We start from the raw sequence: 15746 nt of genomic DNA on the forward strand, positions 1-15746 counted from the left end.
GGGTGTCTCGATTCACAGTAGCGTCAATATCTCCATGACCGCCCGGTTTGTGAGCGGCGCGAGAGGGTCGATCGTGATCGAAGAATGCAGTTATGTGGCCTTCAAGACCATTCTGCGCAGCATCGAAAGTGACGGGACGGTCAGCCCGATTTTGGTAGAGAAGAACTGCTTCATTGGCGGCGGCGCCATGGTTCTGCCCGGTGTAACCATAGGGCATAACAGCATCGTTGGTGCAGGTTCGGTCGTCTTTGAAGATGTGCCGCCATATTCGATTGTCGCAGGAAACCCTGCGCGGTTGATTGCGCGGGACGACCTAATAGGTCCTTATGGCCGCAAGCTATCGATTGATGAACGCCAGAAACGTTGATCTTATCAGAAGCTGGGGTGCTGTAAGGGTGGATCAAAGCGTGCAGCTTGCCAAGGCGGCCAACCACCAATAAGTCTGATCACGCGCGCAGCAGATTGCATAGGCACACTGATGGCTTCATCGCCTAACCAACCCTTCGACAGATTACATCCAAGCCCTGATTGGGTTGGTGCGCGTGTCCCTCAAACGCGGATGGCCTCAATCAGGTCTATCTTGCCTTTGGCGTCGCTCATTTATGTCTGTCTCGTTTTCCCACCCGAAGTTGCATTCAACGCCGGCGGGCTTAATCTGACTGCATATCGGATTGCGCTCGCTGTTCTGATTGGGCCGGCTGTCCTGAGTTATGTGAAGGGCGAGACACGGTTTTCTCTGCCTGATGCATTAGTGTTCGTCGGCTCACTTTGGATGATTATTGCCTTCATTAATTTGTTTGGGCCAGTCGATGGAGTCATCCGGTCTTTGGCGATTGTGCTCGACGCATTGGGCGCATTTTTGGTCGCCCGGACCTCGCTCCGATCGCACGACGATTTTCGAAGACTGCTGGTAATCGTTGCGCCTGCTTTTTTTCTGGCTGGTCTAATTCTTGCTGTTGAAAGCATTTTTCATACGATCATCTATCGGCCTTTCTTCGCTCAATTCTTTGGCAACGTTCAGATGTATGAGGCGGGCAACGCGGTCGGTGGATTGGAGTATAGGACCGACCAGCGCGCAGGGCTTATGCGGGCATATTCAACATTTTCGCATCCGATCCACGCAGGAGTAACGTTATCGTCATTGCTCCCGCTATACTATTTTTCAGGCATCAGAGGCTGGCCGCGCTGGGTTGGCATCGGCACGTCGTTTCTTGGCATTTTTTCGGTCTCTTCGGTGTCCTTCCTCGTCATTGCGATAGGCGCCGGGATGATAGCGGTTGATGTCTTCAAGCGCAGGCTCCGATATGTCACTTGGCCGGTAATCAGCGCCATATTAGGCGGGATCTTGGCCGCATTGCATATCGGCAGCCAATCCGGTGTGATCTACTTGATCATTCGGTACACATTCAGCCCGCACAATGGTTATGTTCGGATAACCCAATGGGAAACTGCGCTGAAGGCGATGTCAGACCGGCCATGGTTTGGCTGGGGATACGATCCGATCCCATTGCCAATTTGGTTGCCGCCCAGCATCGACGCCCACTTCCTCGCATTGGGCCTTCGATCCGGGGTTATAACGGCGATCCTATTGTATGCAGCAGCAATCTTCTGCATCACACTGCTCGGTTCGAGGGTTAGATTTTTCGATGAAGAAAATCGAAACCTCATGGTTGGTCTCAATATCTCAGTCTTCTTGCTATTGTTTGCATCTTTGACCGTGACCTATTTTGGCGAAACCAATATCTATTTCATGGCTGTTCTCGGCATTATCGCCTCGTTTTGCCAGGTTGCACCGAAAAACGCGTCCGCACGCAATTCTCGCGCGCTGGCGGTGCATAGTACGGCTATGCACCGCCAAACGCGCTGACTTTCAACGTCCCGACCAAAAGGTCCCTAGCGATATTTCGGGCCCGATCATGACAAAGCACCCGCTGGGGCACTAGCTCCGCGCCGTGTGCCGACCGCATCATAGGCGACAATTGGAGCTAGACCGTTTGCAAGCAATAACCCGGCTGGCGCCATATCGCCGACGACCGCGTCAACAAATTTGTCTTGATAGCCACCTGCAAGGATCGTGTTGTCCGCATTTGCAGGGGCATCGCTGGTGGCGTCCAGGATATTGTTCGATAGCCGGATATCCGGATCGGGCGCGCCGAACCAAATCAAATCAGCGACAGCATTATTGGCAATCACGCAGTAATTATCCGGGTCATAGCCAGATTGAGTCCTCATCCAGATTGCCTGAAACGGGAGAGAATTGTGTGCAAAACACACATGGCTTTGGGCTGTGGATGCCAACTGGCTAACCGATTGTTCCGGAGCATAATACTCAGCCACTTGGAGATCGCTCATCAACGCGTTGTTGACAAAAATGAAGTCGTGGCAGCTGTTGGCGAGTTGATCTCCGATAAGAAAAATCTGCGCTTGCAAGCCGTAGCCGAAATTGCCTTCAATTATGACATTTTCGGCTGTCCGCTGTTGCTGCCAAAAGTCGTTATGCAGGTCGAATGTGGTTGTCAGCGTCAAGCCTGCACTTGCATCGGTATCGCCAAAGCCAACACCTTTCTGGCCCGCTAAAGCCAAGGCAGACGCGCGCCGGGTGTCATCAAGCAACGTAGCGCTCCACCCGCTTAGCGAATTGATCCAGTCTGCTACGTTTTGCACTGAGTAGCCGAACCCATCGGTCGTAGGATCATATCCGGGTTCTTCGACCGAGTATGCGTATACCCCTGAGTTCACCCGAAAAGTGCTAACCAGCGTCCCAAATTCTTTCAGGGTAAATGTCCGCGTCCCGTCAACACCGCCCGAGACCGCAACAGTCGCTCCGGCTGGGCCTGCGATCGATAGAGCATCGATATCATAGTTGAAACCGGAGCTGCTTTCGTGCCGTGTCACGATGTTGCCTATGCCGCACAGCGTTGATGTCATGACATCGCCAAAATTATTATCGGCAAGGCAGCCCCTTACCAGAGTGACACCTGCGATTGGGTCGCGAAGGTTGTCGACCTGGCAATCAGTCATGTACGAAATGTTCCGCAGGAGCGGTTTGAAAGGCCGCACTCCCTTACGCCATAGCGCCGTTTTGCCAGCGGAATTGGTGAAGCGGACACGGTCAAACCAGTTCGGGTTATCGCTGACAAATTCTTCATAAAAGGTCTGCACATTTTCAAGATCGAATGTGTGATCACCCTCGAAGTGCATCCCATTGGTCGCGAACCTAAAGCTGCTGGCGATGTCTGTTGTATAGGTGGGCTTGGAATAGCTGGCCGTTACGCCCGGAGCAGTCCGGATGTGCATATAGCCTGATGGGAAGTACAATCCGCCAGCGTTGAACGTATCAGACAGGTTCTCGTCTGCGATATCCTCCAACAGCGTTATGTTGGGATTTTCGAAGCCAGAAACTTTGCAATAGCTCATTGCGGCACCAACCGTTTGGTAATTGACGCCTTCCACCTGTGGTTGTGAAGGCTGAACGGTTAGCTCTGCATCGTGCTCATTTCCGGTCGTTTGGAATGGATTTATCGGGTAGTAGGAGAACGGTCCTAGAACCCGTCGTTGCATCGTGGCATCCGAGGGTTCCGCCTCTATGTACAGCTGCGCTTCTCCACTCGCGCTCGGCGGTTTCGAAAGCGTCATCCAATATCCCAGAACAGTGTATTCAGATCCATCTCGTCTACTGAATGACCTTAGGGTGGGCTCCACTACGTCAATCGAGTTTCCCTCGAAATGAAAACGGACCCTGTCCACGCCTCCAATCAGTGTCCCGGAATCGTTTGCATACGCAGCGACCCCGACGATTGTCTCGTCCAGAAAAAAGATGTTTGGCGGTGTCACGAGACGCAGTGCTGGTTTCGCGGTCAAACGCTCTGGGTCACTTGGAATGCTTGTAAAACCGCTGCCCGGGATCCCGGTCCAATCTGAATGAGGGGCGAGTAACGCGGCTGGCCCCTGCTTGCTCAGAAAGTGAGCTGTGCGGTAGCGACCAGCACCAAAGCCAGCAGTCATGCCAAAGCCTGGCATCAACGCAATCCTATGATGTCGGTCGCGGTGGTCCCGGTCGCTCGGATCGCTACGGCACGGATATCCAAAATCATACCAGCTGGAACTTCGCTGAAGACAACATCTTCATCGTCATCTACTAGTTTTGCAACAACAGTTCCAGTACTTCCGACGTAAATTGCTTTAGTAGTAGAGTTAAAGTCTTCAATATCGTCGGGAGTAATGGAAAATGCACTCCGGGCGGGCGACGTTACACTGTCTGCATTTGGAAATTTATCTTCAATCATAATTATTTCTCCTTTATCATGTGCTGTTCATATGAAAGGGTCGGGGTGTAGGAAAGTATTTTTATCGCTGGCCGCATGGTTGGCGTCTGTCGGCAAGGAGCGCTGTATTTTTCTGACAGTTCCCTCTATTCGACCCCGAAAGCGTGCGGCGATGAAGCTGAATTGGGACGCCTCAATTCTGCGCACTCACCACAAATCAAAAGGGTGTTCGACATAATGCTTGCTCCTCGATCAGAGGCTGACGTGACGGTCATCGTGGTCAGCTGGAACACTCGCGATCTCACGAAGAAAGCGATTGAGACGCTTTTGGAGAATGCCGGCAATGTGAGCATGCACGTGATAGTGTGGGACAACGCCTCGAGTGATGGATCGGCAGAGGCGATCGCTCAGGCATTTCCTGACGTAGAGGTTATCGCGCATGATGAGAATCTGGGGTTTGCAGAGGCAAACAACCGGGCGGTAAGGTCAGTAGAGAGTGAATGGGTCTTACTGCTAAATCCCGACACGGAAACCCATCCGCGCGCGATCGAGAATTTGCTTCGTTTCGGCAAAGAGCACCCGGAAGCTGGCATTGTCGGCGGACGAACTGTGTTCCCGGATGGATCGCTAAACCCGGCATCGTGTTGGATGAAACAGACCCCCTGGAGCGTATTTTGCAATGCTTTTGGCCTGAGCCGCGTTTTCCGCAATTCGGAGGTCCTAAATTCGGAGGCTATTGGAGGTTGGCGAAGAGACAGTGTCCGAACAGTCGACATTGTTGTGGGATGCTTTTTTCTCTTGAGAACATCCCTTTGGAATGAGCTGGGCGGCTTCACAGCGAAGTATTTCATGTACGGGGAAGAAGCCGACATGTGCTTGAGGGCAGCGAAGCTGGGGTACAGGCCGATGATTACGCCTGATGCTCAGATCATGCATTTGCTGGGTGCATCCACGAAGGTGCGCAGTGATAAGCAGATAAAGCTGATGCGAGCGAAGATGACGCTTATCAAAGATCACTGGCACCCAGCAGCAGTGCCCTTCGGACAGGTCATGATGTGGGCATGGATCGCTAATCGGCGGCTTGCCTCTCAGCTCCTATTCTGGATAGCAGGGCGAAAGGCTGAGCGTGATGAGTGGAAGAGGGTATGGGATAACCGCCACCAATGGCTCGCCGGATATTAGGCTGCCTTCACCGCACGGCACTGGGCCGTGCTAATCAGGACTTTCCTCCCAGCGCCCCCGAAATCGACTTTGCGAATGTTTTCCCAATTTCCGCCCGAGTAAATCGCTTGGCATCCGCTGAGCATTGCCACTCAGCGAGAGTGCGCTTCAGGCTCTTTTCGTTGTCGATAGTATCCTGCATCGCGCTGGCGATGGATGCAGGTGAATTTGCGTCAACGCTCAGAGCAAAGGGCGCGTTGTCAAAATATCCATCGACAGCGGTCCCTTTTGGATAAATGATTGGCAACCCCGCGAACAGCGCTTCAATAAAAACCATCCCAAAGCTCTCCCTTCGTGAAGGAAGAATAAAAGCGGTGGCGGCATTCATTCGGGTTTTTAGGTGAGGGTGGTTCACAGCTCCAACAAGAGTTATTCCCGGCACATCCCCGATAATAGCTTTGCAGGCATCACGTTCTTTAGCATCGCCGCCACCGATGATTGAGACAGTCGGCGCGTTTCCATTTACTGACATCGTGCGAACAGCCTGAGCAATGCCGTTCAAATTTTTTCGGCGCCAGTTTTTCAAATGAAAAACCGAAACTAATCCATCTCCTTTGGCGACCGGCCGCATCGGTTCGTCCAGATCGGTAGCACATGGTAGCATTACGACCGAACCGCCAGGCTCGCCCAGCGAGGATCTAATTGCTTCGTAAGACCACGGCGAAAAGGGAAAGATTACTCTCGCTTCCCGCCAGATTTTGCGGAAGGTTCCTTTAAGATCGCGGCGAACTTGCAATATCTTTGTGTCAGTGTCGCCCTGAATAGACAAGGCATACGGGACGCCGAGTGCCTTAGACATCGCTGATACAATTAGACCTTCGATGGTCAATTTGTGGCCGATAATCAGATCGGGTTTTTCGCCCCTGCTTATCACGTGGTTCGCCAATGCACGGCCGAGCTGATCTAACATGCTTTTATGGAATATACCGCGTCCCGGAGCATTGTAACTTATCGCCAGGCCGTATTCGAACGGTTCGGACGAAACCGTAAGGCGAGGCCAGCCATTGCCTCGCAGCGTTGCAACGCTCAATCCAAACGCGCCAGTCGGCGACCGGTTGATTGAAAACACTTCGTGCGCAAAATCTTGATTGGTCAAATCCACCAGCGTTTTGATTACCGGAGTTTTGAAGCTGGCAATTGTGTCGGGAAAGTCGCCGCTAACGTGAACAACTTTCATCCGCTTCTCACTTGAAGACATTAGGACTTCGCCGCATGCAAGAGTTCACTATCTGCTGGTCTACAGGTGCGCGTTCGCGCTATCTCAGGCTTGCTCCCTCGTCTCATCGCCGTACCGATAATAGGTGTATTGGTAATCATACGAGGCGCCCGCTTCCATCGCGCGATATTTGGTAAGCACGGCTCCAATAATGTTGCCGCCTCCGGCTCTGAGGCGCTTGCAAGCCTGTCTGGCCTGATTGAACTGGATGCGATTGGCTTCCATTACGAAAACGGTACCATCGACCAGTCGGGACAGCATCGGCGCATCAGCAAGGCCCAGGATCGGTGCTGAATCGAGAATGATCAGCGAGTATTCGTTGCGGTATTCGGCGATGAAGTCGCGGAACTGATTGGATGCGAAAATTTCCGTCGGGTTCGACGGCAATGCACCTACGGGTAGAATATCGAGGTTTTCGTGAAGCCCGCTGATGACAGCTGTTTGCAGATCGACATGGCCCAGCAAAACTTCAACGATGCCGACCTTGGGTTTCTCAAGCCCGGCAAGCGAAGCGACCGAAGGGCGGCGCAAATCGGCATCGATAAGCAGCGTTTTGCGCCCCATCCCTGCGAACAGTTCCGCCAGGATTACCGCAGTTGTGGACTTACCTTCCGATTCCTGACTGCTGGTTAGCTGGATGACGTTCTGCTCTCTGGGCATTGCGAAATCGATTGTTGAGCGAATGGAAGCATAGGCTTCCATCAAACTGCCAAACTGGCCGTTGCTGCCCGCATAATCGATGTCGCTTTCCTCGACATACGGCGTGTGGCCTAGCAATGGTATGCCCAGACGGTTTTCGACATCGTCCAGTGAGCGAATGCGGGTGTCGAAAGTTTCGCGCAGGACAGCAAGACCGCCAGCGAAAGCCATTCCAAGCACAAGTGCCACTGCCATGTTCCGAAACAGGCTAGGCGCGTAAGGCGAGCCTGGAACGGTTGCCGCGTCGAGCGCGGTGATCCGTCCACTTTGCGCGTTTGCCGCCGTGTTCACCTGATTGAACCGGTCCAACAGCAGGCGCAATTGGGAACGCAGGGCGTCGGCCTGCCTTTCAAGGACGTTGAAATCGACCTGACGATCCTGCTCTGCCAGCGAATCCGTGGTGAGCGATCCAAGTTCGTTTTCAAGCGCCTGTTCCTGCCGCTGCGCGACAAGGTAATTGCTTCGCGCGGTTGCCTTGATGTCGTTGCCGATGGTTTGGATTTGGCTGTCGAGCGCGCGGATTTGCGCCAGAATATCCTGAATTTCCGGGAAGTCGTCATTATACCGCTGCCGCAGTGCAATCAGTTCAGTTTGCTTACCAGTGCGATCGGCAATCAATTGCTGCATGACGCTGCTGGTTTGCACTTCGGGAAGCTGCGATGCCGGCAGGCTCTGGATCGCACGCCAGCGTTGTTCTGCCTCAATACGGGCTGCGCGGGCCGCCGAAACTCTGGTGTTGATATCGACCAGGCTGGAATTGGTCAGAGTGACGATGTCATCGCCGTCTTCGCCGCTCGACTGCTCGACAATAATACCGTTGGATCGGGCGTACGCGTTCGAGGCCTGTTCAGCGACTGCCAGCTCACCGCGAACGCGCTCAATCTGGTCTTGCAGATAGGTTTGCGCATATTCGTTACTGGCGACGGTGTTGCGCGTATCGGATGCGACGAAGGCATCGGAGTATCCATTTGCCAATTCGGCGGCTAAAACCGGATCGCTTGATCGGACACCGATCGAAATGATCCAGTTTGCCTGAGGCACTTCGGCAACGACGAGCGACTGGATAATGCCCGCAGCCATATTCTCTTTCTCCGCGAGCCATTGCTCATCGGTCATATTGGGCGGACGGCGTTCGTCGATATTGCTGCCCAAAAGGTCGGTCCGCTCACCCAGATTCAGGTTCTCTGCCACGATCTTTGCAAGATTGCGGCTCTTGATAACCTCGACCTGGGTCGCAAGCAGGTTGAACACTTGGTTAGACGCAATTTGCGGAGCGATATCCTGCCCCTCGAGGAACTGCGTCCCGTAAGGCTCTACCCTGACACTCGCGCGCGCTTCGTACATTGGCGTGGCAAGCAAAGTGGCCACCAGCCCAATTACTGCAGCGATCAGAACGATACCTGCAACAATCCAGCGCTGGCGATACAGGATGCCGCGGATCGCGCCTGTGTCTATGAGAGGCGAGCGAGGCTCGAAATTGGCAATGCCGGTGCTTGGAAGATAATCATCCAGCCAAGTACCCTGCTCTCGTGGACCCGGTGCAGGTATTATCGTTCTATCGTTCATAAATGCATCAAATTGCGCTGTTCGCAAAGATACCGAACGCAGGCATCGCTTGCAGGAAATCCTTCCAGAAGACAGACAGACCGCTTGTGCCTACCACGACGCGGTCGCTCGGCATCAAAACTGGATCCAGCATCGTTCCCTGGCTGACTTGCTGATAATCGAATTTGGCGACCATGATCCCGTTCGGGCTTTCCCGGAACACCGCGATCTGCTGTGTATTGGCGGTTCTCTCTGGCCCCTTTGCCATCGCAATCGCTGAGGAAAGGCGCGCGCCTGGCTGGAACTGATAAACGCCCGGCTCCGAAACAGCGCCTTCGACCGTTACGAGATGCGATGCATATTCCGCAATGTTGACGCTGACCATCGGTGTTTTCAATCCGGCGGCGGCAAGGCGGCGCGTCAGATCTTCTTCAAACTGTTTTGCAGTCATGCCGGCAGCCGGGATCGATCCGAGCATCGGAAGGGACACGCTGCCTTCGACGCCGATCTGCACGGCTTCGAGTGAAAAATCAGGTTCGCGGAACACATTGACGGAAATCTTGTCCGATGGCCGCAAATTGTATGTATTGGGCCGCTGCCAGCTATATCCGGCTTGACCCAGATCGTTCTGCGGCGTCGTCACCGAAGCACCGATCACAGGGTCCGGCGTGGAAGCGCAGGCAGTTAGCGCAATTGCAGAGATTGCAACCATTGAACCACCAATTCGCGAGTTTAACTTTTTAAAAACCACAACGCCTCCTCGAATACGCAAAAATCCCTATACTCTCTCCTACTGCAGCGCAACATGCTTAACCTGCCCCTACTGGTATGGTCCAGCCATACGCGGCGATGCCGATCCGCAGTCGAAATTCGATCCTTTAAAGGGCTGGCGCTGGCTCTTGCGCGATGATGCATCTGCAGCAAAGGTGTGGTCAGGCAGAACATGACGACAAAGGTGCAAATGGCCGACGTATCAATCCTGAGTATTGCCGCTAGTCTATTGTATTTGCTGGTAGCCTTTGTCCTGTCATCCGCCGCGCTGACTGCGCGGTTGCGCAGTCAGCAACCTTGGCATGTCAGGGCCTGGACAGTTTTGGCCATATTGCTTGTCATTCTGGCGGCAATAAGGGTGTTCGATGTCGAGGATACTATCCGCGAACACTTGCGTGAAAGCTTGCGTGCACTGCAATTATACGATGCCCGGCGCAGCTATCAGTCCGTGATCGCAGCAGGCATTTTCGCACTTGGCGTGGCGGGGTTCATTTGGTGGTTCACCGGCTTGGTGCGAAAAACGACAGGGCGACGGAATTTTGCGACGATCTTCGCAGCGTCAGCCGGCGGGGCGATGATTTTGCTGTCAGCAATCAGAATCACGTCGCTGCACGCGATCGACGGACTGCTTTACGGACCTTTGAAGTTGAACTGGTTCGCTGATCTCGGGCTTGTGCTTTTCCTCGCCGGATGCGCGCTTTATTACCTTCACATCGTGAGGCTTGTTAACCCGGCACATGGTTCTCGCCGATGATTTCGGCGATCCTTTGGCTGGCTTTGCCCGATCCGTATGGATTATGGGATGCGGCCATCGCGTCATAGGCGGCTCGATCATCGAGCAAACGGCTCACTTCGCGCTCGATCGCCTCGGCATTCGCGCCCACCAGCTTTGCCGTTCCGGCTGCGATGCCCTCGGGCCGCTCGGTCGTATCGCGCATAACGAGCACGGGTTTTCCAAGGCTGGGCGCCTCTTCCTGTATGCCGCCGGAATCGGTCAGGACAATCTCGCTCGCCTCCATCATGGCGACAAAGCCAAGGTAATCGAGCGGCTCGATCAGCGCGATATTGGCATGGCCCGACAAGGCAGGACGCATCACCTCGCTGACATTGGGGTTGGGATGCATCGGATAGATTATCGCTGCATTGTCCCGCTGCGCCAAGCGTCCTATTGCTTTTGCAATCTGCTTCATCCCTTCGCCAAAATTCTCGCGCCGATGGGCTGTGACGGCGATGATGCGTTTGCCTTCGAAGCGCGCTTTCAACGCGCTGATCTCGGGCGCGGCCTCCGGCTTTGCGGCAATTGCATCGCGGGCGAGCATCAGCGCATCAATGACCGTGTTGCCGGTCACGTGGATCGTCTTCTGCAGGACATTTTCGGCAAGCAAGGCTTGCGCTGCGGCCTGCGTCGGGGCGAAGTGCAGATCAGCAACAGCGCCGGTGACCTTGCGATTCACTTCCTCCGGCCATGGCGAATAGATGTTACCTGACCGCAATCCCGCCTCTACATGGCCAACAGGAATGCGGCGGAAATAGCAGGCGAGGGTCGCCATCATGGTTGTCAAAGTGTCGCCATGCACCAGAACGCGGTCGGGCTTTTCTATGTCGAGCGCCTCGCCAAAACGCGTGATTATGCGAGCGGAAAGTGCATCAAGGCTTTGACCCGGCTGCATCAAGTCGAGATCGATATCGGGGACGATCCCTGCAATTTCGAGCACCTGGTCCAGCATTTCGCGATGTTGTGCGGTAACCGCGACACGCACATCAAACCGGCCCGTCTCGCGCAGTGCGCGCACGACCGGGAACATCTTGATCGCTTCGGGCCGCGTCCCGAATGTTACCATGATCCGGGGATGCGCGCGGGCTTCGCTCACGGGTTGAGCATCCCGCGCGTATCGAATGTGATCTTACCGGCGAGGTCCGCCGTAGTGAGATGTTTGAAGGCGGTGTGGTCGACAAGCACGACAACGATTTCCGCTTCGTGCAGCGCCGCATCAAGGGGCATCAGCACCGCGCCAGTGCTTGCGAGACTTTCGGGAAGCTCATCGATAAATGGTTCGACCACCAGCATCCGGTTCCCGCAATCCTCGGCGAGAGCTTCGGCTATTTCCAGGGCAGGGCTTTCGCGAAAATCGTCGATGTCGGGTTTGAACGCGAGGCCCAGCACGGCGACCTTGGCGTCGGAGGCTGCGTGCAGCAGTCCGCGAATTCGCTGCTCGGTATGGACGGCCTTGTGATCGTTTACCTCGCGCGCGGTCCGCACAATTCGTGCGGCCTTGGGTGCGCTGGAAACGAGGAACCACGGGTCCACCGCAATGCAATGCCCGCCGACACCGGGGCCGGGTTGAAGGATGTTTACGCGCGGATGCCTGTTGGCAAGGCGGATGACATCCCAAACGTCGACGCCGATTTCGTCAGCGATCATCGACAGTTCGTTGGCAAAGGCGATGTTGACGTCGCGAAAGCTGTTTTCGACCAGCTTTACGGTTTCAGCGATGCGCGAATTTGTTGTCAGGCAGTCGCCTTTGACGAAGCTGGCGTAGAGGTTGATTGCACGCTCTGCGCAGGCCGCTGTCATGCCCCCGATGATCCGGTCATTTGCGACGAGTTCGCGCACGATCTTGCCGGGCAAAACCCGCTCTGGGCAATAGGCGACTGCGATGTCACCGCCTTCTGCGTCGCCAAAGGTTGGCACGTTCAGATCGGGGCGCATTTGCGCAATGATATCAGCAACTTTCTCGGTCGTCCCGATAGGCGACGTGCTTTCGACAATCACACAGGCTCCGGGCAAAAGCTGCGGCGCGATAGAGCGCGCTGCGGCTTCGACATAAGCGATGTCGGGGGTGTTGTTTTTTCCCAGCGGGGTGGGCACTGCGATCATGTAGAAATGCGCGGTTGGCACCGTATTCGAAGCGGTGAGGCGGCCAGTGTCGATGGCTGTTCGCACCAGCTGATCGAGATCGCGTTCCTCAATGTGGACGCCGCCGGCATTGACCGTTTCAACCACCTTTTCAGACACGTCGACGCCGCAGACATTCCAGCCGTAACTCGCCAGCACAGCGGCGGTCGGCAGGCCGATATAACCGAGGCCGATAACCGCAATCTGGTGGTCTGTTGCAGGTGCTCCCGCGACATTCAGATCAATCGCGGCAGCGGTGTTAAAAGGTGCATTCATTGAAGGTGAAATCCCGAAATTACGCGGGTTTCATGCGCCGACAGTCCTTAAAATCGCGTTAGGTTTGTTAGCAATTTTGCAATCCGGAAAGGTCGCCAGAAAAGCACCCTAAACAGACACAGACCGTTCGAAAGCGCGATAGGTGCCCTTTTTGCAGAGCTAAAGCGCACCGGTTTCGATGAAGCGGGTGATCGCGGTTTGCAATTGCTCTGCGCTGTCCGAACGCTGCGCTGCAAAATCTCCAATTTCCAAGCCTTCGTGGATTTTGCCTGCCAGCTGCGTTTCATCCTGCGCGATCAGAATACCGGGCCTGCCTTCCAGCTTTTCGGCGGTAGCAAGCTGATGATCATTGCGATGTTCGCCCAGCTTTGCGCGGCGCGGGATCAGCACGATGGGTTTCTGAAATCGCTGCGCGGTGAGGACTGTCCCGATCCCGGCATGGCTTACGATAAGCCGCGATTGCTGAACCAGCTTTTCAAATTCGTCCGGCGCGATCCGGCTGCTCGCTTCCATATTCAAAGGTTTGAATTCGCCGACCCCTGTTTGCGCGATGACAGGCATATCAAGCTGCAGGGCAAGAGCGTCCATCGCCGCGATCAGGCGGTCGAAACCCAGCTGCATTCCAACTGTGACAAGGATCACAGCACCGACCCGCGATAGGCTGGTCCGGTTTCGGCAGAAAGGTGCTGCCACTGCGTCAGGCATTGATGCGCGAAACGGACGGACAGCTTGCCGCACATCGACATGTTTTCACCGTTCGCGACGCTATCGATCCAGAGCGTCTTCGCCCCCGTAACGCGCCCTGCAAGGATGCAGAAAAATCCGGGAGCCGCACCCGTGGAGATGATCACATCGGGGCGCAGGCGCAGGACTGTCCAGAACGCGATCACGGCGCACCAGGCGGAACGAAACGGATGGTTCTGATTGCAATCGGGCAGGATCGCCGCGTCATCAATACCGCGCTGCACGGCAATATCGCGGTCGGTCGTGGCAAAGCGTAGATCGAACTGTTCCAGCGCCGGGCGAAGCAGCATCAGCTGTTCCCAGTGTCCGCCGCCCGATGCCGCTGCCAAGACCCGTTTCGTGGCTTTTCCCACGTATAAAATTCCCGCCGAAAATATCGCTGGATTGCGCCGCTCGGCCAATATTGCCTGCACCACGCCGCTGTCAATCGCCGCTGCTTCCCTGCGCCCCTGCGCCCCTGTGCCCCTGCGCGACGCGCGCCTGGCTGATCCCAAGGTCTTGCCCTTGCAAAGCTTGCGCGTCACAAGCGCAAACCAAGAGGAGAGTTTGACCATGAGCCATTCGAACGGACCGCTTAGCGGGCTGAAAGTTGTCGAGTTTGCAGGCATCGGACCGGGGCCGCATGTCGCCATGTTGCTCGCGGATCTGGGAGCTGATGTAATCAAGGTTGAACGCCCCGGCGCTGCCATCACCAATCCGGTGGTGGAGCGTGCGCGCCGCCGCGTCGCGGTCGACCTCAAATCGCAGGAGGGCAAGGATTTCTGCCGCGATACGCTGGCAAAGGCCGATGTCCTGATCGAAGGGTTCCGGCCCGGCGTCATGGAGCGGCTTGGCCTTGGCCCGGAAGAGATGCTCGCGGCCAATCCGCGGCTTGTCTATGCCCGCATGACAGGGTGGGGACAGGACGGCCCGCTGGCCCATGCAGCCGGCCACGATATCAATTACATTGCGGTCACAGGCGCACTGTCCGCGATCGGCAAATCCGGTGAACCGGCGGTGCCGCCGCAAAACCTTGTTGGCGATTTTGGCGGCGGATCGATGTATTGCGCATTCGGCATCATGGCCGCGCTTTACGAACGCGAACGGTCGGGCGAAGGGCAGGTCGTCGATGCGGCCATCGTTGACGGCGCCACCAGCCTGATGAGCTTTTTCTTCGGGATGCGGGACCGGCCTTTCATCACCACGGAGCGGGGCAAAGGGATGCTGGGCGGGGCGGCGCATTTCTACCGCTGTTTCGAATGTGCGGATGGGCGCGAGGTCTCGCTGGGAGCTATTGAACCGCAATTCTACGCCGAATTTCTGGAAAAATCCGGCGCGCCTGCCGAATTGGCTGCGGGCCAGATGAACCCTTCGAAATGGGACGAATATGCCGAGCACCTCGCCGTGATGTTCAAGACGAAAACGCAGGCCGAATGGACCAAGCTGCTGGAAGGGACCGATGCCTGTTTCGCACCAGTTCTGGATGTGGAGGAGGCGCGCGATCACCCGCATATGAAAGCGCGCGGCGCGTTTGTTGAACATGACGGCGCGTGGCACACTGCCCCCGCGCCGCGGTTCAGCCGCACGCCGGGCACGGTGCGTTCCAGCACCGAAGACGGCGCTGAGCTCGCCGCCAGCTGGTCAAAGGATTAAGCGCGATGGCAGGCAAATTCTTCGATGAATGGCAGGTCGGTGAAACGATCGAGCATGAAATCAGGCGGACGGTAACCGAAACCGACAACCTGCTGTTTTCGACCATGACCCATAATCCCCAACCACTGCATCTGGATGTCGAGGCAGCCAAGGAAAGTGGGTTCGGCCAGATACTGGTCAATTCCACTTTCACGTTTTCACTGCTGGTCGGGCTGTCGGTGGGCGACACGACGCTGGGCACGCTGATCGCCAATCTGGGTTTCGATAAGGTGGTCACGCCCAAGCCGGTCTTTATCGGCGACACCCTGCATGCGGTCAGCGAGATCAAGGAATTGCGGGCCAGCAAATCGCGGCCAGAGGCGGGCATCGTCACATTTGTCCACCGAATGCTGAATCAGCGCGGCGAGGTTGTTTGCCAGTGCGAACGGTCGGCGCTGCTGCGCAAATCGGGGTAGGTCGGGACCAAAAACCGCTATTCGTG

At 55.7% G+C, this 15746-nt stretch carries 16 protein-coding genes; 7 read left to right on the forward strand and 9 right to left on the reverse strand.

The window, feature by feature from the left end:
- Positions 1 to 73 precede the first annotated feature (73 nt).
- Together ACGHU1_RS03490 and ACGHU1_RS03495 are read left to right on the forward strand one after the other, a co-directional pair.
- Positions 74 to 367, forward strand: a complete 294-nt coding sequence (locus ACGHU1_RS03490) for an acyltransferase (protein ID WP_390583501.1) — start codon at positions 74 to 76, stop codon at positions 365 to 367.
- Positions 368 to 478: 111 nt separating this feature from the next.
- Positions 479 to 1867, forward strand: coding sequence for an O-antigen ligase family protein (locus ACGHU1_RS03495; RefSeq protein WP_390583503.1), 1389 nt, complete (start codon positions 479 to 481; stop codon positions 1865 to 1867).
- Positions 1868 to 1914: 47 nt separating this feature from the next.
- Here the strand turns inward: ACGHU1_RS03495 and ACGHU1_RS03500 are convergent, their stop codons facing one another.
- Complete coding sequence (locus ACGHU1_RS03500; RefSeq protein WP_390583505.1) at positions 1915 to 4020, reverse strand: hypothetical protein; 2106 nt, start codon at positions 4018 to 4020, stop codon at positions 1915 to 1917.
- Positions 4020 to 4286: a hypothetical protein gene (locus ACGHU1_RS03505; protein ID WP_390583506.1), complete on the reverse strand. Its 267-nt coding sequence runs from the start codon at positions 4284 to 4286 to the stop codon at positions 4020 to 4022. Before ACGHU1_RS03505 ends, ACGHU1_RS03500 begins: the two co-directional genes overlap by 1 nt.
- Positions 4287 to 4529: 243 nt before the next feature.
- Here ACGHU1_RS03505 and ACGHU1_RS03510 point away from each other — a divergent pair, with 243 nt between their 5' ends.
- Positions 4530 to 5447 (forward strand): glycosyltransferase family 2 protein, encoded by a 918-nt coding sequence (locus ACGHU1_RS03510; RefSeq protein WP_390583508.1) that lies wholly within the window; start codon positions 4530 to 4532, stop codon positions 5445 to 5447.
- Positions 5448 to 5481: 34 nt separating this feature from the next.
- Here ACGHU1_RS03510 and ACGHU1_RS03515 read toward each other — a convergent pair whose 3' ends face one another.
- The 3 genes from ACGHU1_RS03515 to ACGHU1_RS03525 form a co-directional block, all read right to left on the reverse strand.
- Positions 5482 to 6663 (reverse strand): glycosyltransferase, encoded by a 1182-nt coding sequence (locus tag ACGHU1_RS03515; protein ID WP_390583510.1) that lies wholly within the window; start codon positions 6661 to 6663, stop codon positions 5482 to 5484.
- Between the two features lie 84 nt (positions 6664 to 6747).
- On the reverse strand, positions 6748 to 8967 hold the full coding sequence (locus ACGHU1_RS03520; RefSeq protein ID WP_390583512.1) for a GumC family protein: 2220 nt from the start codon (positions 8965 to 8967) through the stop codon (positions 6748 to 6750).
- 7 nt (positions 8968 to 8974) lie between these two features.
- Positions 8975 to 9604, reverse strand: coding sequence for a polysaccharide biosynthesis/export family protein (locus ACGHU1_RS03525; RefSeq protein ID WP_390583514.1), 630 nt, complete (start codon positions 9602 to 9604; stop codon positions 8975 to 8977).
- Between the two features lie 10 nt (positions 9605 to 9614).
- Here ACGHU1_RS03525 and ACGHU1_RS03530 point away from each other — a divergent pair, with 10 nt between their 5' ends.
- Positions 9615 to 9893, forward strand: coding sequence for a hypothetical protein (locus ACGHU1_RS03530; RefSeq protein ID WP_390583516.1), 279 nt, complete (start codon positions 9615 to 9617; stop codon positions 9891 to 9893).
- Between the two features lie 14 nt (positions 9894 to 9907).
- Positions 9908 to 10471, forward strand: a complete 564-nt coding sequence (locus ACGHU1_RS03535) for a hypothetical protein (protein ID WP_390583517.1) — start codon at positions 9908 to 9910, stop codon at positions 10469 to 10471.
- Here the strand turns inward: ACGHU1_RS03535 and wecB are convergent.
- The 4 genes from wecB to ACGHU1_RS03555 all read right to left on the reverse strand — a co-directional run bounded on the left by wecB (position 10443) and on the right by ACGHU1_RS03555 (position 13986).
- Positions 10443 to 11558 (reverse strand): non-hydrolyzing UDP-N-acetylglucosamine 2-epimerase, encoded by a 1116-nt coding sequence (wecB, locus tag ACGHU1_RS03540; protein WP_390583928.1) that lies wholly within the window; start codon positions 11556 to 11558, stop codon positions 10443 to 10445. The genes ACGHU1_RS03535 and wecB overlap by 29 nt on opposite strands.
- A gap of 26 nt (positions 11559 to 11584) precedes the next feature.
- The gene (wecC, locus tag ACGHU1_RS03545; RefSeq protein WP_390583519.1) at positions 11585 to 12889 is read right to left on the reverse strand and encodes a UDP-N-acetyl-D-mannosamine dehydrogenase; all 1305 of its coding nucleotides are present in this window, start codon (positions 12887 to 12889) and stop codon (positions 11585 to 11587) included.
- A 159-nt stretch (positions 12890 to 13048) separates the two neighbouring features.
- Positions 13049 to 13531 carry a glycosyltransferase gene (locus ACGHU1_RS03550; protein ID WP_390583521.1) on the reverse strand — a complete coding sequence of 161 codons (483 nt, stop codon included), beginning with the start codon at positions 13529 to 13531 and terminating at the stop codon, positions 13049 to 13051.
- Positions 13528 to 13986 carry a glucuronosyltransferase gene (locus ACGHU1_RS03555; protein ID WP_390583523.1) on the reverse strand — a complete coding sequence of 153 codons (459 nt, stop codon included), beginning with the start codon at positions 13984 to 13986 and terminating at the stop codon, positions 13528 to 13530. Before ACGHU1_RS03555 ends, ACGHU1_RS03550 begins: the two co-directional genes overlap by 4 nt.
- A 199-nt stretch (positions 13987 to 14185) precedes the next feature.
- Here ACGHU1_RS03555 and ACGHU1_RS03560 point away from each other — a divergent pair, with 199 nt between their 5' ends.
- Positions 14186 to 15265 carry a CaiB/BaiF CoA transferase family protein gene (locus ACGHU1_RS03560; protein ID WP_390583525.1) on the forward strand — a complete coding sequence of 360 codons (1080 nt, stop codon included), beginning with the start codon at positions 14186 to 14188 and terminating at the stop codon, positions 15263 to 15265.
- A 5-nt stretch (positions 15266 to 15270) separates the two neighbouring features.
- The gene (locus tag ACGHU1_RS03565) at positions 15271 to 15720 is read left to right on the forward strand and encodes a MaoC family dehydratase (RefSeq protein ID WP_390583527.1); all 450 of its coding nucleotides are present in this window, start codon (positions 15271 to 15273) and stop codon (positions 15718 to 15720) included.
- Positions 15721 to 15746: the final 26 nt, after the last annotated feature.

The organism is Erythrobacter sp. MTPC3 (genome assembly GCF_042854385.1).
GTDB lineage: Bacteria > Pseudomonadota > Alphaproteobacteria > Sphingomonadales > Sphingomonadaceae > Erythrobacter.